Annotated in this window: 17 protein-coding genes and 1 tRNA gene; 14 read left to right on the top strand and 4 right to left on the bottom strand. The window is 70.2% G+C overall.

The annotated features are described in order from the left end of the window. The first annotated feature begins 250 nt into the window (after window positions 1–250). From CXR04_RS20110 to CXR04_RS34910, 6 genes are all read left to right on the top strand, one after another. Window positions 251–1,525: a mannonate dehydratase gene (locus CXR04_RS20110; protein WP_101423741.1), complete on the top strand. Its 1,275-nt coding sequence runs from the start codon at window positions 251–253 to the stop codon at window positions 1,523–1,525. Next, entirely contained in the window at window positions 1,522–3,378 is a 1,857-nt protein-coding gene (gene groEL / locus CXR04_RS20115; RefSeq protein WP_101423742.1) for a chaperonin GroEL, read from the top strand. Before CXR04_RS20110 ends, groEL begins: the two co-directional genes overlap by 4 nt. Window positions 3,379–3,456: 78 nt before the next feature. Then, on the top strand, window positions 3,457–4,698 hold the full coding sequence (locus tag CXR04_RS20120; protein WP_101423743.1) for a DNA polymerase III subunit delta': 1,242 nt from the start codon (window positions 3,457–3,459) through the stop codon (window positions 4,696–4,698). Window positions 4,699–4,799: 101 nt separating this feature from the next. Continuing rightward, on the top strand, window positions 4,800–6,398 hold the full coding sequence (locus tag CXR04_RS20125; protein WP_101423744.1) for an alpha/beta hydrolase: 1,599 nt from the start codon (window positions 4,800–4,802) through the stop codon (window positions 6,396–6,398). An 80-nt stretch (window positions 6,399–6,478) separates the two neighbouring features. After that, window positions 6,479–6,555, top strand: a tRNA-Thr gene (locus CXR04_RS20130). 222 nt (window positions 6,556–6,777) lie between these two features. Continuing rightward, window positions 6,778–7,566, top strand: a complete 789-nt coding sequence (locus CXR04_RS34910) for a hypothetical protein (RefSeq protein ID WP_159072356.1) — start codon at window positions 6,778–6,780, stop codon at window positions 7,564–7,566. Window positions 7,567–8,017: 451 nt separating this feature from the next. Here CXR04_RS34910 and CXR04_RS20135 read toward each other — a convergent pair whose 3' ends face one another. The 3 genes from CXR04_RS20135 to CXR04_RS20145 all read right to left on the bottom strand — a co-directional run bounded on the left by CXR04_RS20135 (window position 8,018) and on the right by CXR04_RS20145 (window position 11,459). Continuing rightward, the gene (locus tag CXR04_RS20135) at window positions 8,018–8,275 is read right to left on the bottom strand and encodes a hypothetical protein (protein ID WP_101423745.1); all 258 of its coding nucleotides are present in this window, start codon (window positions 8,273–8,275) and stop codon (window positions 8,018–8,020) included. An 872-nt stretch (window positions 8,276–9,147) separates the two neighbouring features. Further along, window positions 9,148–10,767, bottom strand: coding sequence for a tyrosine-type recombinase/integrase (locus CXR04_RS20140; protein ID WP_101423746.1), 1,620 nt, complete (start codon window positions 10,765–10,767; stop codon window positions 9,148–9,150). Continuing rightward, window positions 10,764–11,459, bottom strand: coding sequence for a helix-turn-helix domain-containing protein (locus CXR04_RS20145; RefSeq protein ID WP_101423747.1), 696 nt, complete (start codon window positions 11,457–11,459; stop codon window positions 10,764–10,766). Before CXR04_RS20145 ends, CXR04_RS20140 begins: the two co-directional genes overlap by 4 nt. Before the next feature lie 94 nt (window positions 11,460–11,553). Here CXR04_RS20145 and CXR04_RS20150 point away from each other — a divergent pair, with 94 nt between their 5' ends. The 8 genes from CXR04_RS20150 (at window position 11,554) to CXR04_RS20185 (ending at window position 21,665) form a co-directional block, all read left to right on the top strand. Further along, on the top strand, window positions 11,554–11,784 hold the full coding sequence (locus CXR04_RS20150) for a hypothetical protein (protein ID WP_100300865.1): 231 nt from the start codon (window positions 11,554–11,556) through the stop codon (window positions 11,782–11,784). Between the two features lie 236 nt (window positions 11,785–12,020). After that, window positions 12,021–13,292 (top strand): DUF3631 domain-containing protein, encoded by a 1,272-nt coding sequence (locus tag CXR04_RS20155; RefSeq protein WP_101423748.1) that lies wholly within the window; start codon window positions 12,021–12,023, stop codon window positions 13,290–13,292. 358 nt (window positions 13,293–13,650) lie between these two features. Beyond that, on the top strand, window positions 13,651–14,694 hold the full coding sequence (locus CXR04_RS20160) for a DUF2637 domain-containing protein (RefSeq protein ID WP_101423749.1): 1,044 nt from the start codon (window positions 13,651–13,653) through the stop codon (window positions 14,692–14,694). Window positions 14,695–15,001: 307 nt separating this feature from the next. After that, the gene (locus tag CXR04_RS20165; RefSeq protein WP_101423750.1) at window positions 15,002–15,355 is read left to right on the top strand and encodes a mobilization protein; all 354 of its coding nucleotides are present in this window, start codon (window positions 15,002–15,004) and stop codon (window positions 15,353–15,355) included. Beyond that, window positions 15,352–17,043 (top strand): relaxase/mobilization nuclease domain-containing protein, encoded by a 1,692-nt coding sequence (locus CXR04_RS20170; protein WP_101423751.1) that lies wholly within the window; start codon window positions 15,352–15,354, stop codon window positions 17,041–17,043. Before CXR04_RS20165 ends, CXR04_RS20170 begins: the two co-directional genes overlap by 4 nt. Window positions 17,044–18,080: 1,037 nt before the next feature. After that, entirely contained in the window at window positions 18,081–18,620 is a 540-nt protein-coding gene (locus CXR04_RS20175) for a hypothetical protein (protein ID WP_101423752.1), read from the top strand. 71 nt (window positions 18,621–18,691) lie between these two features. Then, window positions 18,692–20,884 carry a hypothetical protein gene (locus tag CXR04_RS20180; RefSeq protein WP_234380355.1) on the top strand — a complete coding sequence of 731 codons (2,193 nt, stop codon included), beginning with the start codon at window positions 18,692–18,694 and terminating at the stop codon, window positions 20,882–20,884. Between the two features lie 151 nt (window positions 20,885–21,035). After that, on the top strand, window positions 21,036–21,665 hold the full coding sequence (locus CXR04_RS20185) for a hypothetical protein (protein WP_101423754.1): 630 nt from the start codon (window positions 21,036–21,038) through the stop codon (window positions 21,663–21,665). A gap of 733 nt (window positions 21,666–22,398) precedes the next feature. Here the strand turns inward: CXR04_RS20185 and CXR04_RS20190 are convergent. Then, complete coding sequence (locus CXR04_RS20190) at window positions 22,399–23,223, bottom strand: DUF317 domain-containing protein (RefSeq protein ID WP_101423755.1); 825 nt, start codon at window positions 23,221–23,223, stop codon at window positions 22,399–22,401. Window positions 23,224–23,338: the final 115 nt, after the last annotated feature.

A 23,338-nucleotide genomic window follows, 5' to 3' on the forward strand; every position in this document is an offset into this window, starting at 1 on the left:
AGTTTCCGTATGCATTCATCAGGAAAGCGAATGCGTGCAGGGGCGGCCGCTCGATTCGGTTCGCGAATGGCGCCATCCGCAACTCGCCCTTAACGGCGGTGGATCCCGTACGTACGCTGCGCGCATCCCTCCTGTGCGGCTACGTACCATGTACGACGCACTAGCTGTACGCACCACGTACTACGCACCACGCGCGACGCACTACCGCAGCATCAGGCAGCCGGCAGAGCACAGAAAGCGAAGGTGACGTATGGAATCCCCCGCGCACGACGGCAGTTCGCGCAGGTCGTTCCTCAAGCGCGGCTCCACCGCCGCCGCGGCCGCGGCGATCGGCGCCTCGGCGGGCGCCGCGGGCTCCGCGTTCGCCGCGCCCGGCCAGGGCGGCGGCAGCGGTCCGGGCGGCGGCCCCGGCGGCAACGCCCCGTTCCCGCAGTTGAACTGGCCCGACGACGTCCGTGAAGGACCCGACACCCCGAAGCTCTGCCAGTGGATGTCCCGCAGGCCCAGCGAGGCCACCGTGCGCCGCTGGCGGCAGGCCGGCATCACCGGCGCGCTCGTCACCGACGTGCCCCCCGCCCCCTGGGACGCCGCAGAACTGCGCGCCGACCGGGAGCGCGTCGAGGACATGGGCATGCACGTCACCGCGTACCTCATCAGCGCCCCGGATTCGGTGGTACGCGGCGAGGACGGCCGGGACCAGGCCATCGAGGACATGAAGACCTCGCTGCGGGCCGCGGGGGAGGCGGGCATCGACGTCGTCGAATACAACTGGTACGTCCACCGGTTGAAGGAGGGCTACTACGAGGAGATCGACGAGACCGACCGCATCGGCGCCGGCTACACCGCCTTCGACCTCGACCACGAGGTGGACGGCGTCAAGGTCCGCGACCTCCCGCGCCCCGACGGCGTACCCGCGTTCACCCGCGACGAACTCTGGGAGCACTACGAGCACTTCCTGCGCGAGGTCATGCCCGTCGCCGAGGAGGCGGGCGTGCGCATGGCCGTGCACCCCAACGACCCGCCCGCCGCGATCAGCCGGGGCAACCCGCAGATCATGGGCTCGGTCGCGGACTGGAAGCGGATGGTCGAGACGGTCGACAGCCCGTCGAACGGCATGACCGTGCACGCGGGCGTGACGGCGGAAGTCGGCTTCGACTCCGTCGACTTCCTGCGCTGGATGAGCCGCAAGGACCGGGTCAACCACATCCACTACCGCAACGTGCGCGTGGACGAGCCGCAGGTGAAGTACGCCGAGGTGTTCCCGGACAACGGCGAGACCGACATGTTCGGCTTCATGCGCCAGCTCGTCCGCGCCGGCTACCCGCGCGGCATCCTCGCCGAGCACCCGCGCGCGAACGACTTCGACCGGGAGAACGGGTCGGACCAGAGCAACCAGTACAAGGACGTGGGCGGCGGCGGCCACGGCATGGAGCTGTACGACACCGGCTACGCGCGGGCGATGATGCAGGCCGCGCTGATCATGGAGCGGGGCCGGTTCGGCCGCGGGGACGACGACGAGCAGTGAGCGGACTCCTCTTCGAGGACGCGGCCCGCGCCGCGCTGCGCCGTGGCGTCGCCGCGGTGGCGGACGCGGCGCGGGTCACGCTGGGGCCGCGGGGGCGGCTGGTGGTGCTGGGCGGTACGGGGCCGGGGTCGGCCGGCTCCCGTAGCGGCCGGTCCGGGAACGGCGAGTCCGCTTCCGGTTCCGGTGCTGGGGGCGCGGGGGCCGGCGGCGGGGCCGGCTCCGCCTCGGGCCCCGTGGCCACCCGCGACGGCGCCACCGTCGCCGACGCCGTCCGGCTCTCCGACCCGTACGCGAACCTCGGCGCCTCCCTCGTCCGCCAGGCCGCCACCCGCACCCGCCGCGCCGCGGGCGACGGCACGACGACGACCGTCGTGCTCACCCAGGCGCTCTTCGAGGCCGGGCTGCGCGCGGTGACCGCCGGGGCCGATCCCGTCGCCGTACGCCGCGGCCTCGACGCCGCCGCGGCGGCAGCCGCCGCGCACCTGACCGCCACCGCCCGCGCCGTCGACGGCGAGCAGGACACCGCGCGGGTCGCCGCCGCGGCGGCCCGCGACCCCGAGCTGGGCGAGCTGGTCGCCCGCGCCTTCGCCAAGGCCGGGCGGAACGCGGCGATCTCCGTGGAGGAGGCGCATGTGGCGGGCGTGGAGCTGGAGTTCACGGAGGGGCTGCGGCTGGACCGGGGCTTCCTCAGCCCGTTCATGATGACCCACCCCGAGCAGGGCACGGCGGTGCTGGAGGACCCGTACGTCCTGCTGCACCACGGGCGCGTCGCCGGGCCCGAGGACCTGCTGCCGGTCATGGAGCGGGTCGCTGCCACCGGGCGCCCGCTGCTGGTCGTCGCGGACTCCGTGCAGCCGGACGCGCTCGCGGCGCTGGTCGCCAACCGGCTGCGCGGCACGCTGCTCTCCGCGGCCGTCCCCGCGCCGGCGCTGGGCGCGCGGCGCCTTGCGCACCTGGAGGACCTGGCGGCGCTGACGGGGGCGGAGGTGGTGCTGCCGGAGAAGGGGATGCTGCTTCGCGACACGGAGCTGTCGTCGCTCGGGCGGGCGGAGCGGGTCGTGGTGACGCGGCGGACGACGACGGTGTCGCGGGGCGCGGGTGCCGCGGAGGCGGTGGCGCGGCGGGTTTCGCACCTGGAGTACGCGCTGGCCGAGGCGGCGTCCGACTTCGACCGTGAGGTGCTGGAGCTGCGGCTGGCCCGGCTGACGGGCGGGGTGGCGGTGCTGCGGGTCGGCGGCGCCACGGACCCGGAGCGGGCGGAGCGCCGGGAGCGCGTCGCGGGGGCGGTGGCGGCGGTACGGGCGGCGCTCGCGGAGGGCGTCACGCCGGGCGGCGGCACGGGGCTGGCGGGGGCGCGGGGGGCGGTGGACGTGCTGCTGGGCGGTACGGGGCCGGAGGGCGGGGCCCGTACGGTCTCCGCCGGGACGGCGAGGCATGGGACCGGCACCGCGGGAAGCACGCCCGACGGGACCACCGCCCGCGCCCTGTCCCCCGACGAGCAGGCGGGGGCCCTGGCCGTACGGGCGGCACTCACCGCTCCGCTGCGGCAGCTCGCCGACAACGCCGGCGTGGACGGCGCCCGCGTCGTCGCCGAGACGGCCGCCCTCCCGCCGGGCCACGGCTGGAACGCGGACACCGGTACGTACGGCGATCTGCCGGCGGCCGGCGTCCTCGACCCGGTCCGCGTGCCCCGTACCGCACTGGAGAACGCCGCCTCCGTGGCCGGGCTGATGCTGACCGCGGGGGCCCTGGTGGTCGACCGGGCGCCGCGCGACCCGGACGCGATCAGTTGGCGCCGCCGGGGCCACGGCCACCACCACGGCAAGGGGCACCAGCACGGGCACCACCGCTGAGGCACGGGGGAGCGACCGGCGGCCTGCTGTCAGTGGCGTGCAGCACAATGGGTCGGCGGACGACGGAAGGACGGTGCCATGGCGGTGTGGGACGAGCTGGTCGGGCAGCAGCGGGTCGGCGAGCAGTTGGCCGCCGCGGCCCGCGCCGCCGACGCCCGCGTCACTGCGGAAGCCGGCACCGCCGCCCCCGGCGGCCACCCCGCGGAGGCCGCCGCGCCGCCCTCCAACTCCGCGATGACGCACGCCTGGCTGTTCACCGGACCGCCGGGCGCCGGCCGGGCGACGGCGGCCCGCGCGTTCGCCGCCGCCCTCCAGTGCGTCAGCCCGGACCGCGCGTCCGCCGGCCCCGGGTGCGGCTTCTGCGACGGCTGCCACACCGCCCTCGTCGGCACCCACGCGGACGTCACCGTCGTCGCCACCGACCTCCTCACCATCGGCGTCAAGGAGACCCGCGAGCTGGTCCGCCGCGCCCAGCTCGCCTCCTCCGGCGGCCGCTGGCAGGTCATCGTCGTCGAGGACGCCGACCGCCTCACGGAAGGCGCGGGCAACGTCCTGCTGAAGGCCATCGAGGAGCCCGCCCCGCGCACGGTGTGGCTGCTCTGCGCCCCGTCGCTGGAGGACGTGCTGCCCACGATCCGCTCCCGCTGCCGCCACCTCTCCCTCAGTACCCCCGCGGTCGCGGCGGTCGCCGCCGTCCTCGTCCAGCGCGACGGCATCACCCCCGCGGTCGCCGAGTCCGCCGCCCGCGCCGCCGGCGGCCACCTCGACCGGGCCCGCCGCCTGGCCACCGACGACCGCGCCCGCGAACGCCGGGCGGCGGTGCTGCGGATACCGCTGCGCGTCGACGACATCGGCGGCTGCCTGCGCGCGGCGCAGGAGCTGGTCGAGGTCGCGGCGGACGCGGCGAAGGAGCGGTCCGAGGAGCTGGACGAGCAGGAGACGGAGGAGATGCGCACGGCGCTCGGCGCGCAGCCCGGCGGCCGGATGCCGCGCGGTACGGCGGGCGTGATGAAGGACCTCCAGGAGCGCCAGAAGCGCCGGGCGACGCGCAGCCAGCGCGACAGCCTCGACCTGGCCCTCACCGACCTCGCGGGCTTCTACCGGGACGTGCTCGCGCTCCAGCTCGGTGCGGTGGCCGACGCCTCGCTGCTGCCGTGCGCGGACGTGGGGGACGGGCTGCGGCGGATCGCGGAGGACAGCAGCGCGGAGATGACGCTGCGGCGGATCGACGCGATCATGGAGTGCCGGGACGCGCTGGAGCGGAACGTGGCGCCGCTGCTGGCGCTGGAGGCGATGACGGTGACGCTGCGCAAACCGTAGAAAACGCGAAGCGGCACCCGGCCTCCTCCCACTCCACGTCACTCGTACGGGGAGAGGGTGACCGGGTGGAGGCCCCACCCCCAGCGGTTACGCTCAGGCGCATGGAATTCCGCAGCCTGTTCCGTACGGCCGCACCCGTCACCGCGCTGCTGGTGCTGATCGCCGCCGCCGGGTGTGACTCCGCCGGATCCGACGACGGCGGCACGGACACCGGCGGCAGCGGCGCCGACGCCGCCCGCGCCGGCAGCGTCAGCAAGGTGCTCGAAGCGCTCCCGGCGAAGATCCCCGCGGACATCAAGCCGTACTACGAGCAGAAGCTGCGCTGGACCGAGTGCGACGACGCCCCCGGCTTCGACTGCACGACGCTGCGCGTACCGATGGACTACGCCGAGCCGGGCGGCGGTGACCTGAAGCTGGCGGTCACCCGCAAGCAGGCCGAGAACCCCGGCGGGCGCCTGGGCTCGCTGCACGTGAACCCGGGCGGCCCGGGCGCCTCGGCCATCGAGTTCATGCAGAACTTCGCGGGCATCGGCTACCCGGAGGACGTCCGGGCCCGGTACGACATCGTGGCGATGGACCCCCGCGGCGTGGGCAGCAGCCAGCCGGTGAAGTGCCTGACGAACGCGGAGTTCGAGGCGCACACCCAGGTCGATCAGACGCCCGACGACGAGCGCGAGGTCGAGGCGCTGACCGCGTCGTTCGACCGCTTCGCCCAGGGCTGCGCGAAGCGCGCGGGCGACCTGCTGGGCCATGTCTCGACGGAGGAGGCGGCCCGGGACATGGACGTCTTCCGCGGCGTCCTCGGCGACGAGAAGCTGACGTACGTCGGCGCCTCGTACGGCACGATGCTCGGCGCCACCTACGCGGGCCTCTTCCCGCAGCGCGCGGGCCGCCTGGTCCTCGACGGCGCGATGGACCCGTCCCTCACCTCCCGGCAACTGAACCTCGACCAGAACGCCGGTTTCACCACCGCCTTCGACTCCTTCGCCGAGGACTGCGTCCAGCGCTCCGACTGCCCGCTGGGCACAGGCAGCGCCGAGGACGCGGGCACGCAGCTCCGTGACTTCCTGGACCGACTCGACTCGAAGCCGGTGCCGACCGGCGAGAAGCGGAACCTGGGCGAGCCGCTGGCGACGATGGGCGTGCTGATGGCCATGTACCAGGAGGACTTCTGGCCGCAGCTCCGCGACTCCCTCACCGACGCGATGGAGCGCAAGGACGGCAGCGGGCTGCTGGCGCTGGCGGACATGTACTTCGAGCGCGAGGCGGACGGCTCGTACGGCAGCATGATGTACGGCTTCGCCGCCGTGAACTGCATCGACCAGCCGCCACCCTTCGAGACCCCGGCGGACGTCGAGAAGCTGGTCCCGGACTTCGAGGCGGACTCCCCGGTCTTCGGCCGCGACTTCGCCTGGGCCGCACTGAACTGCGCCGACTGGCCCGTCCCCGCCACCGGCGAAGCCAACCGCATCGAGGCCGCGGGCACCGACCCGATCCTGGTCGTCGGCACCACCCGCGACCCGGCGACCCCGTACGTCTGGGCGGAGAGCCTGGCGGCCCAGCTCAAGGAGGGCGTGCTGCTGACGTACGAGGGCGACGGCCACACGGCGTACGCCCGCGGCAACGGCTGCATCGACGACGCGGTCGGCACCTTCCTCCTGGAAGGCACCCCACCCGAGGACGGCAAGCGCTGCCGGTAGCCCACTCCCCAACCGGGTGCGGAGGACCCCGGGGAACTGTGTAAACTTGTCGCCGTTGCCAGGGCCCCGGCCCGCAACCTGCCGCCTTAGCTCAGTCGGCCAGAGCGACGCACTCGTAATGCGTAGGTCAAGGGTTCGATTCCCTTAGGCGGCTCCATCAAAGGCCAGGTCACGTAGCCCGTGACCTGGCCTTTTGCATGCAGCAGAGCATGACGTGCGACACGGCCGGAACGCCGCGAGCCTGCTTGCGTGAGCGCTGCGTGAGCGCGACGACGGGATGGGCTGGTGGGGCCTCCTTCGGCAGTGAACATCCCCGTCGATCCGCGCGGGGTTGGCAACCCCACCCGCAGGCGACCTCGCTCTTGGCTACCCTGCGCTAATGCTGACGAAAGATCGGTTCGCCGACGTCTGTCGCGAGACAACGTGGAATGTGAAGAAGTTCCTGGACCTCATCTACATCCACTCTGAGCGAGACGCGCGGGGTCGCCAGCCTCGCGCGACGCTGAACCCGCTGACTGTCCTGATGGCAGCTGCGGCGTGGGAGCGCTTCCTCAGCGACTTGGTCGGAGCGGCTTCCTATCCGGAAGACAAGTGGGGCGATCGGGGCAGCAGTGGACTGGGGCGCTTTGAGATCCCCAAAGCCAAGAGGTCGGACGGGCAGGGCGGGCTATCCCGCCCGTGGGAGCCTGACCACCTATCTCCCTACCTGCGCCAACGTGGGGTAATCAATCACGACATATCTGATAAATGGGCTGCATGGCTATCCTTCACCTGGGCTGGTGCGACTCCCAAAAGTTGGTTGTTCGTTGAGTACGCCCAAGAACCAAGTGTGTTTCGCGATGTCCTGAAGGAGGTGCAGAAGATCCGGAACGGGGTTGCGCACCTCGCATTTCCTCAGGACTTTGCTGCGGCCAGTGAGTCGAGCTACACGTGGATCAACAACGCGCAGTCGATCACCATTCAGAGTGGCCATGCGCGTGGCCTATCGGCTGCGCTCCTGCAGCTGATCGACGTAAGCATCGTGACCGTGGCACGCAGTCATGGCTGGCCCACCGAAGGGTGTCGGCTGTCGGCCGCATGGTTTCGCGCGAAGGTCCCAGAGAGCGACTCTCGGTACGCAGGTACTGAATTCTGGGGTGGGCAAAGCCTTCACCGACTGAGGGCCTGACCCGCCGGGGGCGTCGGAGCTGGCATCGCTAGCTACAGCACGTTGATACAACGTACGGTGACTGAGGTATCGGTACAGAGCCGGTAAGCCGGGTTCGGACGTGATGCCCGGCGGGCCAGGGCGATCAGCGGATCCAGCACATCGGCTGTGGGCCGGGACGGCAGGTCTCCTCTTGGCTGTATATCGCGGGGGCCCTTAGGGCCTGCCCACGGACGAGGCACTCGGGTACTCGGTGGCGTGGGTGGCTTTTTGAGGACGTGTTGAACAATTTGCTCCAGGCCGGGGCCAGGGCCAAGGCCCCGGCGGAGGCGGACGTAGAACTACCCGGAACCGAGTCGCTCCGGGGCTCCGGTGCGGCGTCGGTGACCTGGCCACGGCCCTTGTTCACATGCGGTGCGCTCGCCGGGCTTCCGCTGACCGGGCCGGTGCGGTGGAGGCAGCCTAGGCGGGTTTACTGCCATGGCAGGTGGACGGCCCAGGCGCTGCCGCCGGCGAGCAGGAGGACTGCGGCGATGAGTGCGGTTGTCAGCAGCCGGACGGGGCGGCGCTGCAGGGTGAGGTGGAAGTCGCCGATGCGCAGCTCGATATACGGCGGCGGGGGGATGGAGTCCTGGTTGCGGCTGATGATCGGTCTCCTGTCAGGCGTGTGGTGCGTGGAGGCGGCCGGTTTGTTTGTCAGTGGGGCAGGGCCGGCTTGGACCGTCAGCAACAGTAAGGGGCAGCAGCACGCAAGGTGTTCACAGGAGTGAACCCACGTTGGTGAATCAAGGACCCGCAGCGGTGGCTCAGGTGGTGCGTCGTGCGGACTGGCGGCGAGCGTAGATGCCAGCCCGGAGGAATTTTCGTCGGCGACCACTTTGTGCCAGTTGGGGTCGTCCGGTCGTGGGCAGGGCACGATGAGAGTCGGGGCCCTGCGGCGTCTGTTCTTGTGCAGACCGCAGGACAGCCCGCAGGGCGGCGCCATGGGGGAGCAGGCACGCAGCTGGTGAACGCGGGCTCGCAGTTCTCCGCCTCCCGGTGGCCGCCGGCCGCGATGATGCGGGGTCAGCCCTGGGCGCGGGACATTATCTGATGACTACGTTACGACCTCGGTTACGGGCCAGCAGAGGGACCGTAGTTTTGGAAACCGCCGGCGAGGGGCGCTGCGGCGCGTTCGAGGTCGAGGATCTCCCACGCCAGGCGCTGTTCGCAGGAACTCGGCGATGCACTGGCTGCGCACCGGCCGTTGGTCGGTGCGCCCCGTCACATTCGCACGTCACACCCGAGCGAGGCCGCTGATGCAGTGCGATGTTGCGCGCAGTCAGCCGACTGCCGCTCAGCGTCCACCGCCACTGCGGGGCCGATCGGCCAAGCCTGTCACGATGTAGGGGCTGAAGCGGCCGATCTAGCGCCGCGCCATGGCTGGGTCACGCACCAGCAGCAAGGAGATTAGCGTCACTGGCATGCCTGTAGGGCGGGCGAACGCTGACCACGACCGGGCGGACAATGCAGGCGCCTCGATTCGAACGCCCGGCGAAAACCTCAGCGCCTCCCGCCCCAAACGACCTCAACACCTGTAGCGCACGGAACTTGGGGAATTGCTCAAATCTTGGGCTTCTTGCGCTTAACCTTCTTCTTCGCGGCTTCGACAGTTTTCGACTGCTTTGCCTTCTTGGCTGCTTTGCGAGCTTTGTCAACCGCGGCCTTTTGTGCGTTCTCCGCCACTTTGCGCTGGAGCGGGACCAGCTTGGCGGTGGCCTCCGCGGCTCCGCGGCCGACCTCGGGGAGGACGCTCTGGTAGATGTCCCGCGTGATCCGGGTGTCGCTGTGTCCGAGGGTGTCGGAGACGATCTTCACGTCCACGCCGGCGGCGAGCATGAGCGTGGCCGCGCCGTGGCGCAGGTCGTGCAGCCGGACAGGCGGGAGGCCGGAGGCGGCGACGAGCCGCTCGAAAAGGTCGGTCACCTTGCCGGGGTGCAGCCAGGAACCGTCTTCCTGAGTAAAGACCATGCCTGTCTCGACCCAGGCCGTACCCCATTCCTCGCGTGCCGCTTCTTGACGCTCGCGGTGCCGCTTGAGGACGTTGACGGTGTCGTCGTCGAGCGCGACCACGCGGTGCCCGCTATCGGTCTTTGGCTCGGACGTCTCCACGTCCCAACCGTCCTGCACGAGCTGCGCGGAAACGGTCAGCGAATGGGCATCCAGGTTGGTCTCCGACCACGGCTGCCCGCACGCCTCTCCGCGCCGCAGGCCGCGAAAGGCGATCAGGTGCCACATCGCGTACAGCCGGTCTTCGGCTACAAAGTCGAGGAAAGCCCCGGTTTGCTTCGGCGTCCAGACCATCACCGGCGACGGCTTGTCACCCGTCTCGCGCCACCTGGCCACCCGCTCCTTCGTCCACACCAGGGCCTTCGGCTTGCGCACGGGGTCGAGTTCGACGTGGGCGGCCGGGTTGAAGGTGATGATCTGCTGGCCGATGGCGTCGTTGAGCGACGCCCGCAGCGTGGCCTTGACCCGCTGGCGTGTGGCGGGGCCGGTGATGCGGCGGAACGGCGGCATCGCGTCGATCGCGGCCTTCATCGCCTTGCGGCGGGCACGGTTCTCCGCCCCCTTCCACGGGACCGCCGCCAACTCCTCGATCGCCGCGCGCCGCTGCGCGTTCTGCTCCAGGATCTCGACGTTGTGGTCGGCGATGGCCGTGAACATGCCGCTGAGGTGGCTCACCCGCAGCCGGTCCAGGCGGTGGTGACCGATCCGCGGCTTGAGGTGGACACGGATGTCCGTGTCGTAGCGGCTCAGGCCGGAACGGCGGATGCGCTTGCCCTCCAGCCACCGGTCCAGCCACTCGTCGACGGTGAGCCGGCCGACGAGGTCTTGGCCGGACTTGAGGCGACGCCGCGTCTCCTCCACGTCAGGCAGCGGCCGCTTTTCGTCGCCCACCTCCTCCAGCATGACGGCGATCAGGTCCATGCCTTCAGGGTCGTCGGCACCAGCCAGGCCGAGGAGGGCGCGGACGTGGTTCAGGTCCGTCTGCGCGGCCTTGAGGGTCTCGTAGCCGGCGCGGCTGAAGGAGCGGCGTGCCCCGTCCTCGCGGGGCGGCAGCTCCTGGCGTATGGAGTACGAGCCGTGCTTGCGGTTGGTGAGCTTGGGGCACTTCTTGCCGAGCGGTTTGCCGCTCTCGGGGTCGCGACAGTAGCAGCGGCGGTGGGTGGAACCCTTCAAAGGCCGTCCTCCTCTGTAGTGTCGGCGTTGGAGCCGTCGGGATCGACATCCGCGAGTTCTGGCGGTAGGTAGGGGAGAAGGCCGCGCTCGCTCCGGATGAAGGAGCGGGCAACACGCAGGCGGTGCTTGGCCTCGTCGACTTCCTCAAGGGCCTCAGCCTGCTCACGGAGAGCCTTCGCCCTCTCCGCTCCAGTGCGTGCGTGATCGACGGCCCATCGGGCGTAGCGCTCACTCGCCATCGCGGACTTGGCCGAGACGAGGGCGCTGATGTGCTCGCCCTGGTAGCGCAGCATGTCGCGGTCGGTCAGATATCCGTCGTCCTGTGCGATGAACCAGCACATGGCCTCCCACGGGGCGACCCGGTCCTCGTACGGGAGCCGCTGAACCTCGGCGACGTAGCCGATCGGGTAGATCAGGCAGATCGGGTTCGTGCCCAGCGCCTGGGCCAGGACCATGACGTCGACCAGCGGCAGCGACGCGCGGCGGCCCGACTCCATGTTGGCGATGACGTTGCGGGGGATCGTGTGCCCGAGGGCCCCGCACTCGTTGGCCAGTTCCTGGGCGCTCCACCCCAACTCCTTCCTCCGCCGCCGGACTTCTCCGGCCACGGTGGCCATGACGTGGTCCGTCCACTCCGGGACGTCGTCCTCGTCCGCGCCTTCGTTCCCAGCATGGGGTCGTCGTTGTGTCATGAAGACACAATAACTCCGTCATCCTGGAATGACCTGCCTGGAGTCGGACGTGATCCCCGCGTTCGCCGAGGGCTCAGTACGGAATGGAGCGTCCATGCGTGACGAAGCCCCCAGCGTCCCGTCGAGAGGGATGACCCGCGAGGAACTGCTCGCCCTTCCGGTGGCCATCGACCTGGACACCTGCAACCGCGCGCTCGGGCTGGGGCGAAGCAAGGGATACGAGTTGGCCAAGCGGGGACAGTACCCGTGCCGGGTCCTTCGGCTGGGCAAGGCGTACCGGGTCGTGACGGCCGACTTGCTGGACCTGCTCGGCCTGGCCGCATGACCGGACGGGCACCCGAGGAAGAGTTCTGCGCGGAGCGGACACAGAATCGCTGGACTGTTCCCCGCCGTGGTCGTACTGTCCGTGTTCCCTCGCGGCACAACGGTTCCCGCGAGAAGTGGGCGAGCCCCCGGCGCTGCAACGCCGGAGGCCCCAGCAGCGCCTGTCTATGGCCCCATGTGACCGAATCCGGCGGCAACGGCGCACAAGCCTGCGACCGCCAGCAGAGGAGCTGCCCCGTGCATAGTGCAACACCCGACCCCGATCGCGCACCTGCCCCGGGCGCCTGGCCTCCTGTCGCGGTCCCCGGCCGGCCCACCCGCCAGCCGCGGCCGGAGCCTCCGGCGCCCGTAGGCGAGGCGTCCCCCGCGGACGATGAGGAGACGGCATCAGACCCCGAGCCGACGCGCGGGACCGAATTGCTGGATGAGTTGCGGGCTCAGATCGCGAAGTTCGTGATCCTGCCCTCACCGCAGGCTCTGGACGCGGTAACCCTCTGGGTGGTGGCCAGCCACCTACAACCTGCCTGGCAGCACGCCCCGCGCCTGGCCGTGGTCGGGCCGGCGAAGCGATGCGGCAAGTCCCGCCTGCTGGACGTACTCACCGAGACGGTCCACGAGCCGATGCTCACCATCAACACCACCCCGGCGGCGATCTTCCGCTCCATCACGGATGTGCCGCCCACGCTCCTGGTGGACGAGGCGGACACCATCTTCGGCACCCCGAAGATGGCCGAGAAGAACGAAGAGATGCGCGGCCTGCTCAACGCCGGGCACCAGCGCAATCGGTTCGTCACGCGGGTCGTCGGCAACGACCACACGCCCCGCAAGTTCGCCACCTTCGCCATGGCGGCTCTGGCCGGCATCGGGAACCTGCCGGACACCATCATGGACCGGGCAGTGGTCATCCGCATGCGCCGTCGCGCCGAGGGCGAGAGCGTGAAGCCGTTCCGCTCCCGGCGCGATACCCCGGCCCTCCACGATCTGCGCGACCGCATGGCCGCCTGGGCGACCCCGCTGCTCGACGAGGCAGCCGATCTGGAACCGGCCATGCCCGTCGAGGACCGGGCCGCCGACACCTGGGAGCCGTTGGTGATCGCCGCCGACCTCGCTGCGGGGACCTGGCCTTCTCGCGCGCGTACGGCTTGCGCGGAGATGGTCGCCGCCGAGACCGCGGCTGAGGACGAGCACGCAAGCGGTGCACGGATCCTCGCCGACATCCGTCGCGTCTTCGTAGCCCAGCGCGAGGTCGACAGCCTCAGCACGGAGGAACTCCTCCACCACCTCCGCCAGGATGTCGAGAGCCCGTGGGCGGAGTGGGGTCGCCACGGCCTTAGCCCGCGCGACCTCGGCGCCATGCTCCGCGAGTTCGAGATCACTTCCGGGAACGTGCGCATGGCCGACGGCACCCAGCGCAAGGGCTACACGCGCAACAAGTTCCTCGACGCATGGCGGCGGTACTGCCCGACGGTCCATCCGGTCGACGCAGATCCGACAGGGGCGAAGGTCTAACGCCCCGCCCATCCCCGGCTGCCGTCCCTGCCGTCCCTGCCGTCGCGGCCCAGGTCGTACAGCATGCGAGCAAGACGGCAGTCGAGGCCAAGACGGAAGTCGATCACGAGTGCCCCACGCTCGACCCTGCTCGCATCCGTCTTGTGCCGTCCTGGCCGTCCGTCCCGTATCGCTGCAGGTCGCAAGGCCCCACTCCGGGACGGACGGCTGAGGCCCCGCCGTCTCAGTAGTCGACACCGCACGCTGCCGCCTACCTGAGTCGGAATGGAGCCCGGCCTGCCGTCCCGCCCTGACCTGCACGTGCAACGGCCAAGACGCCCAAGACGGATCATCCCAGCACCCGTAGGAGTACCTGGACTTGCCTGCCGCCGCGCAACAGCTCGACCCAACCCGTTCCACCGCTTCCACGGTCCGGGGCAGCATCGCGCTGCGTATCAGCGTCGCCGCTCTGGCCGCCATCGGCTTCGTGCTGTCGTACGACGCCCTGCGCCAGATGGCCGTCGCCGTTCACATCCGCGGCCCGCTGACGTACCTGTTCCCGCTGGTGATCGACGGCTTCATCGCCATCGGCGTCGCAGCTCTGATCATCCTGCGCGCCGGCCCGACCGGCTCCCGTATCTACATCTGGGCATTGGTGTTCACCGCCACGGGGACCAGCATCTGGGCCAACGCTCTCCACGCCGTCCGCCTGAACCACCTCGAAACCGGTCGGTCCGACGAACTGCACCTCGGCGATCTCTCCGTCGCCCTTCTTTCCACCGTCGCACCGCTCGCCCTCGCCGGTGCCGTCCACCTCTACATCCTCATCAGCCGAAACACCCCCACACGCACACCCAACGATGGTCCGGGACTTCCGCACGCCGCTGCCGAGCCCGCCCTCTCGGCAGTCAGCGCGACCGGAACCCCTGTGCTCAACCCGGCAGGTTCCGCTGGCCCGAACGGAACCCCCACGACGGAACGGCCCACGATCGCGTCCGATCCGCTGGCCTCCGACCGCCGCAGCGAAACCGCTGACCGCCACACCGCGGCCGACACCTCCATCTCTGCCCCACCACCCCATCCCGCCCCAGCTCAGCCCACACAGCGCCGCACAGGCCGCCCACCCGGCGCCGAATTCGGCCAACTCCTGGCCATCGCCCGAGAGGCCGTCGAAAGCCACGGCGAAACCTCCCGCACCGTCGTCGAAAACGCGATCCGTGATCAAGGGCTTCCCATCGGCGGCGAACGCCTCACCAAGATCATGAAGGTGCTGAAGTCCGACGCTGACACTACTTCCGACCGTCCGTCCCACGATCCGCAGACCACCATGGCTGCCGCCGCCTCCCGTTCAACCAGCGAAGAGCCGTCACGCTCACCGCTCCATGCAGTGCCCCCGATCCAGGCACCGCCCACCCACACCTGAGGAGCCAGTCCGCATGCATCAGCCCGAGTCCACCGGCAGGCCCACCAGTACCGACCCACCTCGCTCCCGTTGGCGAGGTCTCCCTCCCGACCGAATCAGCGGAGCAAGTTGGAGGTTGGGACACTCCCCCGCCGGGGGAGTGTCCCAACCGGCCTCCGCCCCGGGGGTGGCGGAGGCTCCCCGCCGCCAGGGGGCGTCGGGGGAAGGGGCCGGGTCCGAGGGCGGACCCGAGCCCGGACGGCGGGTCGCCGACCGTCGGCGGGTACGGCAGCGCTCCCGTAATCGCAGGCAGCGTACGGCGGTCAGCGTGCGGCTGAGCCCACGCGAGCTGGCCGTCATCGACTCCGGCGCGGCGGCGGCCGAGGTCACCCGGGCTACGTACATGGCCCGCGCCGCGCTCGCCGCTGCCGCCGACCCGGAGCGCACCGCCGCGCTGATCGCCTCCAACCGGGAGACGCTGGCCAAGCTGTTCGCCGCGCACCGCACCCTGCGCGCCAACGGAAACCTCCTCAACCAAGCCGTCAAGGCCCTCCATACCGGCCAGCGCCCCGCCCAGCTCGACGCCGCCGTCCTGTCAGTCCAGGAAGCTGCCGAGGAGCTGAAGGATGCCACCGGCCGGTTCGTCGCGCTGATGAACCCCCAGCGTCCGGAGGGCCGGTGATCCCGAAGGTCCACAAGCAGGGCTCTTCCACCCTTGGCCTGCTGAACTACCTCTACGGCCCCGGCAAGGCCGAAGCGCACGTCGACGCCCACCTCGTCGCCTCCCACGACGACACCGCCCCCGACCCCGGCCGCGACCCGGCAGCCACCCGCGCCGACCTACGCGATCTGCTCGACCAGCCGCTGCACCTGCTGGAGGCCGACCAGCGCCCGGTCAAGCATGTCTGGCACTGCTCGGTCAGGGCCGCGAAGGGCGACCGGATCCTCACCGACACCCAGTGGGCGCAGATCGCCCGCCGCATCGTCGCCGCTACCGGCATCGCCCCCGAAGGCGAGGAGGCGGGCTGCCGCTGGGCCGCTGTACGGCACGCCGACGACCACATCCACATCATCGCCACCCTCGTACGCGAAGACGGCCGCCGCCCCGACCACCACCGCTCCGGCCAACGCGCCCAAGCCGAGTGCCGGCGCATCGAGACCGACTACGGCCTCACCCGAGTCAACGCCGGCGACGGCACCGCCGCCAAACGCGCCACCAGCGCCGAACGCCACAAAGCCGACCGCCAGGGAAAAGCCATCACCACACGCGACGAGCTACGCGCCATCGTGCGCACCGCCGCCGCCCACGCCACCTCCGAAGCAGACTTCTTCGCCAAGCTCACGGGATCACACGTGCTGATCAACAGACGCATCGCCCCGTCCGGCGACGTCATCGGCCTCAAAGTCGCCACCGCCGACAACCGCAACAAGGACGGTGAGCCGGTCTGGTTCGCCGGCGGCACCCTCGCCAAGGACCTGACCTGGCCCAAGATCCGCGAACGGATCACCGCCCACGACACCGCACCCGACACACCCAGCCGTGCCCGGACAGGCCGCGCGAGCCAGCGGTGGCGCCACACCACCCGCGCCGTCCAGGCCGCCCACACCAGCCTCCACGGCGACGACCCGGCCCTCGGACAGGCACAGCTCGCGGCCGTCGGCGACCTGCTGGACATCCTGCCCACCGTCACCACCGGCCCCACCCGCATCGAGATCTTCACCGCCGCTCAACACTTCGAACGCGCCACCCGCTCCCACATCCGCTTCGAACACGCGCAAGCCACCGCCCTGCGCACCTCGGCGAAGCGACTCCTGCGCACCGCCGGCCAACCCGCGGACACCGCCCTCATCGCGGACCTACTGATCACCCTGACGCTGGTAGCCATAGCCGCCCACCGCTTCCACCAAGCCCACGGCCACACCCAGCAAGCCGCCGCCGCCCAGACGACACTGGCCCACCTGCAAGCGGCCTACCAGCACACCACCGCCCCCGCCCTGGCCGAACTCGCCACCCACGCGCCCCGCACCGACATCCAGCACGGCTACGCCGGCCTCATCCGCCAAGTGCTGCCCGAGCACGCCGAACGCATCCTCGCCGATCCAGTCTGGCCTGCCCTCGCAGCCACCCTCACCAGCACCGAAGCCGCCGGCACGCTGGCGAAGGACACGCTGGCCAAGACCGCCACGCAGCGGGAACTCGACACCGCCACCCACCCCGCCGAAGTCCTGCTATGGCGCCTGCACCACACCCCCAGCAAATGCGCCGAAGCCGCCACAGCACGCAACAACCGAACCCGCCACCAACGCGCCCACGCACCCGCCGCACCGCCAGCCACCTCGCCGGCGCACGACCCCAAACGACGCCGCTGAGTGAGTTTCCGAACCTGCCTGCACCGTCGCCGACGTCTTCGAACGCGCCCGCACACCCGCCACGGCTGAGACCCGCGCGACCACCGCTTGCAGCCGCGACCCGGAACCATCGGCAGGCTCGGATTCGAGGCTGGTTGAACGCTGGCATCGCGACGGTGACGGCCATGGCGCCCAGCGAATCGCAGCATCGTCGATCGCCGTGCTGGACGCGGTAGTCCAGCCCCTTTATGCACCGAGCCCGTGTGGGATGTATTCCACGTACAGCAGAGTGGCAAGTACGCCGGGTGACTCTTCGCGTTTTGGTGCCACTGCGACGATCCGAGCACACTTATTCAATCGTGCTCCTGCCGTTCGCTTGACGATGGGGGCCGTGCGCTCGCCTACCCCCCTGGCGCGGTGTCGAATTTTGCAGTTCGGGTGCGACCGCCGAAACCAATGGGCGGCCGGTAGCTTTAAGGGGCTGCCGTGCTGCCTGTGGCGGTAAGCTCGGACGTAAGTGGCGAAGTACATTGCGCGCCATCTTGAGAACGTCTTGTTTTAGGCGATGCTGTGGGACGCAGGAGAGCTGACGCGTGGGAAACCCCCTCCTGTGCAGAGTGCGGCGCTCATGCTGAGAGTCATGCGCCTGACCCTCGCTCGCATTCTTCTGTCTCCTGTGACCAGTTGCCGTGCTGCGTGGGCTATGGCCCGAAACGTGGGCCGGCTCTCTTTCGACACCGCCTGGCGGCAGGAACGCGTGGCCAGACACCCTGACGAGCTGCTCTACCGTCAGTCCGGCCACCGCACCCCCCGTGGTCCGACACCCGAGGGACGGGCTGAGCGTGCACCGCAGCATTGCGAGACGGACCCCGGACCGCCAGGGAGACATGAGCGGCCATAGGGGCCCCACCGAATGCGGCTGTTGATGCAGTTGGAAATGGTGTGACGAGAGATGAAATTCACTTTCGGTCAACTTCCGCAAGGTCCAGTTTTCCGTCCAGTGAGCGCAGGCCAAGTTCCTGGAGGCCCTTCAACGCCCGTCAGAACAGGGAGAGTTCATGCCTGACCTCAGTGCCTTGCCCGCCGTGCTCGGCGCAGGGCTTCCGGCCACCTCCACGTTCCTCTACCAACGCCTGGAGAATCTGCTGGACCGGCGCGGCCAGCCTGAGACAGCCCTGCCCGCTTCAGGCGTCCTGCACGGGGAACTGAGCATGCCGCTCACGGCAGATCCGGAGGAGTTCGCTGCGAGGCTGGAGAACTTGGAGACTCTGCGTGACGTGCTGGAAGGATACCGGCACGCCCCCGAGCGCATCAGCGTCGATGATGTCCGGCTGCTGCGAATGCTGGGCCGGGTGCGCGGCACGCTCGAGGAGATCTACGGGCAGCGTTTGACGTTCGTGGGGGAGGAGGGCCGCGACCCCTCCGGGCCGTCTGTGCGGCAGAAGGTCGGGACGCTGCGCGGCAAGGCCACCGCTGTCGACTCCGACACTGTCGCCGGCCCCGTGGAGACGAGCCAGGACGCCGTCACGGTGGAGGAGGGCGGTGAGATGACGGGTATCCGGGCCCGCTACATAGGCCCGCCGCCCGCCTCCCGGTAGCCCCCGCCGCCGTCCCTCCAGCACGTGAGAAGGGGAAGTACGTGACCTCAAGCGTTCCGTCTCCGCAGCCCGTGAACGACTTACCGCCTGATGCCGACTACGGTCTGACGCCTGCTTCCGACGCGCCCGGGAGCGACCCGTCCGATCCGACGCTCGAAGCTGCCGTCGGGTCCCGCCCTGCCACCACCGGGGACGCTGCCCGCGCCGAGGGATCCGACTACCACGAACAGAGCACCGAACCGTACTGGACCGCGCAGGTCAACCAGCGCGTCGGCACCAACCGCGGCGTCATGATTGGCACGCTCATCGAACAGGGCATCCAGCGGCTGCGCGGCACCACCATCCCGGGCAAGGACATCGACGCACACCTACGGAACTACGTCCGGGGCCAGGACGACGACCTCGCGATCAGCGAGATCCTCAACAAGAGCCCCGTGACTGTGCTGACCGGCACAGACGGCAGCGGCCGCTTCAGCACCGCGCTGGACATCCTGCACCGCCGCGTGAACGGCCCCGTCCGCCAGGTCCGGCGGGAGCCCGGCACGCCGTTTGACCTGAGCGGCCTGCACGAGCACAACACCGGCTGGATCCTGGACCTGCGGGCCGAGGACCCACATGCCGGATTCGGCCGCGAACTGGCCGAAGACTCAGACAAGCTGCCCCACGGGTCTGTACTCATCGTCCTGATGAGCGCCCAGGCATGGAAGAAGTGCGGAGACGGTGCGACCCACCTCAGCCGCCTCCTTGCTGGCCCAGAGCGTGCCGCCATCCTGCGAGAACACCTGAAGGACGTGCCGCTCATCATTGGCGTGGACCAATGGATTGCAGCCGAACCCATCCAACGGGGGATCGCCCGGCTTCAGCCGGCGCAGATCGGAGCCTGGGCCAACGCCATCGTCAACACCGAGGACGTCGAGCGGGACAAGGGCCGCCTCGTACAGGGCCAGCCTGTCGACCCCGGGGACTTCACCGGCTTGGTCCAGAAGGTCGTCACAGCCGCCGAGGACTGGCGCAGCGACCTCCTTGAGTGGCACACCACCCACCAGGACAGCGACTACCGCAACTACCTGCTTGCCGCTGCGGTACTCGAAGGCGCGAGCTCGGAGAAGATCTACGAGGCATCCACCACTTTGGCCAAGGCGCTCAAGGAAGCACCCCAGTCCCGTCCCGGGCAGCAAGGACTCGGCGTCGTGGCACTGACGCAGAAGGCCAACGCCGACCTCCAGCCCGACGGGACGATCCGCTTCCGCTACCACAACTACGCCGAGGCCGTTGTCGACTACTTCCTGGACGACCGCCCGCACCTTCTGCAGCAGTTCACCGCCTGGACCGCTTCCCAGGTCACCGGACTCGACGAGGACCTCGCCAGGCCGCTGATTCAGCGCGTCAGCCACTGGGTCGTGCACTACACAGCCCGCCACCGCAGAACCGCACTCCTCAAGTCCCTGGCCGAACAGTGGTCCACCACCTACAGCGACGCTGCCTGCGACCTCCTCGTCCTGGCCGCTGTGGACGACCGGACCGGAGACCTCGCCCGCAGGGCTTACCGCCGATGGGCCAAACCAGAAGCCGCCGCGCTGTCCGCCGACTTCACGGCCGTCCTCATCCGTGCCTGTCGCCGCCTCGCCGAGGCCCACCCCTCCAGCATGCTCAGCCGTATCGCTGAACTCGCCACCAGGGCTCACGGCGACGGCGACGCCAGGAACCGCCGGACGGCCCAGATCACCCAGGCCGTCAGCGAGGCCCTGAACGCCCTGTGGGACAACAGCGAGCAGCGCTTGGGAATCCACCACCAGCTGACCCAGTGGGCCAGCGACTCGCATGGCCCGCACCGGGCGGCAGCGCAGAGTACCTTCGCCCACCTCGCCCAGCGGGGCACCCCCTCCGCCCCGGCCCTCCTGACCGACTCCGCAAACGACACAGCATGGCTCACCGACATGTGGCGCAACGCACTGCCCACCACCGGCTGGTCGCCGCCGGTCGCCGACGCCTTCGCCTACTGGATGCAGACTGCCCTGGAACACCCCGAACAGCGCGAGACTATCGGCCAGATCGTGTGCGACGCCGTCCACCGCACCGACGACCCGCACTACAGCGCCAACCGCCTGATCGCCATGCAGAATCTCCTGTACAGCTGGGCCCCCGCACCTCCCGCCGTGCAGAACGCCGACGCCATACGTCTGCGCGACCAGATACTCACCCGACTGCGGGCCCAGGACCCCGCCGCGCCCCCGCTCCCCGGTGACCATGCGTCGCGGTCGTAGCCGATCCGGCTGGCCGGCGCCTCGCGCCGGACAGCTCGCCGGGGGCAGCTACACGCTTCCAAGCAACACGCCCGGATTCTGCTTCCGTGCTGAACTGACCGGCCGGTGGCAGGAGGTGCCCGCCGCTCGGCTCCATCACAATCCCCGCGCGGTGGTCACCCATCACGCCCTGGAAACGGCCCGCGCCACGGCCCGGCTGTACCCACTCGGCGAGCACCAGGCCGCGCAGGCCCACATCAACACCCGCCTGGGTGCCGAGGCTGACCTGGCCGGTGCTCCGGTCCGCCTCCTGTGGGCCGAAGCGGCCCTGACCGTGACCACCGAGGACCTGGCAGCGGCCACTGCCCTCGAACGGCAACTGCACGAAGAGGCGCTGAACGAACAGCGGCGCCGTCAGCGTCGGCAGGAAGCAGAAGAACTCCACCAGGCACTGGCGGCCACTCCGACCCTGACGCTGGCCTACTGGCTCACACACCACCCCGAAGCGACCGGCCGCGAAACCATCGACGCCGTCAACCGGCTTGCAGAGAAGATCACTGACCACGCGCCCGACAACGCCTGGGTCCAGATTGCCCGCCTGCTCCAGACCTTCGCCGAAGGTCTCAATGAGGACCAGCGCGCCAATCTTGTGGAGAGCCTGGCGCAGATCGTCACCCGCTACGACCAGCCTCTCCTGGCTGAGGACCTGCGGGCCATCGCCACCACCGCGGTTCCCCTCAATGGACATGCGGCTCATGCCCCACCCGAGTCGGGGCCACCGGGACGCACAGGATCGCCGTGACGGCGGCATGGTCCGGGCAATGGCGTGGTGTGCGGGTAGTGCACGGACGGCCTGAGCGGGAACCGCCTGCCGGTGACCGCGGCGTACGCCTTTGTCAAGTTGTGGCGCCCGACGCACTATGTCGGATCCGCCGTAGATCACCTTCAGTCACCACTTGGGCCGCGGACCAGGATCATGGAGGCGCGGTTGCCAGCGGTACCAGTCGCGCAGGGGGTAACCCTTGCGGACGGCTGCCATCGCCGCCGTAGCGGCGGCGAGCGGTGCGAGCGCGTGCGCCGCTGCGGAAGACCGGGCCGACTGGCGAGACGAGCACACGACCCGCTCGGACCGCACTCTGTGTGCGGGCCGAGCGAGTCGTCCAAGGCGCCCGCGGCGTGGCTGCCGCCGCGTGCGTGTTCGTCGGCGCCGCGGGCTTGCACGTCTACGTCACCAGCCGCGACGAGGCGAGGCGCCCTCGGCTTGGGCTGCCGTACCGGGCGCCCTCGCCGGTTCCGCTACACCCACCTACCCGGCGAGCCCGACGGCCTCTAGCAGGAACCTCCGTCGTTGCGCCCATGAACGGCAAGGATCGGGCATTAGCAGGGATTCGCTGTGTCGCTAGAACGCTAGATGCCTGGTCACAGCGGTACTGCTAGCAGGCAGGGCCGCTAGGTCTAGCAGACTTGCTAGCGCAATACCGACTTCCTACGCGGATCGGCGCTTCACCAATCGGCGGGGCGCCGACGGCTGCGACCTACAGATCCTGGCCGGCTGGCGTCCACAGCAGTCGCTCGCGGGTCGCCTCGGGCACCACACGGCGCAGGACGGACTCCGTCGAGCTGAGGGACGCGGCGAACGCGGCCACGAGGTCGTGCGGGACGGACGTGGAGAAGGAAACCGCCCACAGATACGGTGCGTCGGGCGCGGGCTGGGCCCATGCCTGCCATCCGTGCGGTTCCGGCTCGTCGGGCTCGCCGGTCAGGGTGCGCGGGTCGGCGTCCTGGATGAGGGGCGGTACCTCGCCGAGGCTGACGTGCGAGATGAACGTGGGATCCGTCGCCCCCGCGCTCTGGTCGGCGTCGAGGAGCCACCCGTGCGCGGTGACGGCGTCGACCACCAGCTCGGGACGGACGAGCGGCACCGCAGGCTGGGCGTGGGCGTCGAGCGCGGCGAGGAAGTCGGCCACCGCCTCACCGGGAACGCCGGTCGTGAAGTATGCCGACCACTCAGCCGGGCTGCTGGTGTCCGCACGGGCGGAGACCTGCCAGGCGATCGGCAGGTCTCCCAAGTGGAACGGCTCGTCCGCCAGCACCCACTGGGCCCAGCACAGGGACTCGGGGCTGATGTGCAGGACGGTGCTGCGCAGGACCTGGCGGTCCTCCGGTGCTTCGTCCGGATCCAGCCGGCCCCGGACCGTTGTCAGGCTCGTCCAGCCCAGGCCACCGAGTGCATCGGCGACGGCGTCGTACGGGCGCCCGTCGTCACCGGCCAAATGCCGGGGACCGACCGAGTACACGCGCGCACCGCCCATCGGAGCGGAAGGATCGAGTGGAAAGCCGGAATACAGGGGCGCCTCCAAAGGGGTGCTCGGTTGCGGATCAAACGCCTGCGGTGCGGCGGGGGACGGCGCAGGGGTTCCTGAACGGGCCTTTGCTAGGCCAGGACCACCGCGACCTCGGGAAGCAAATGCCCAA

The organism is Streptomyces sp. CMB-StM0423, assembly GCF_002847285.1.
In the GTDB taxonomy this organism is placed as follows: Bacteria; Actinomycetota; Actinomycetes; order Streptomycetales; family Streptomycetaceae; genus Streptomyces.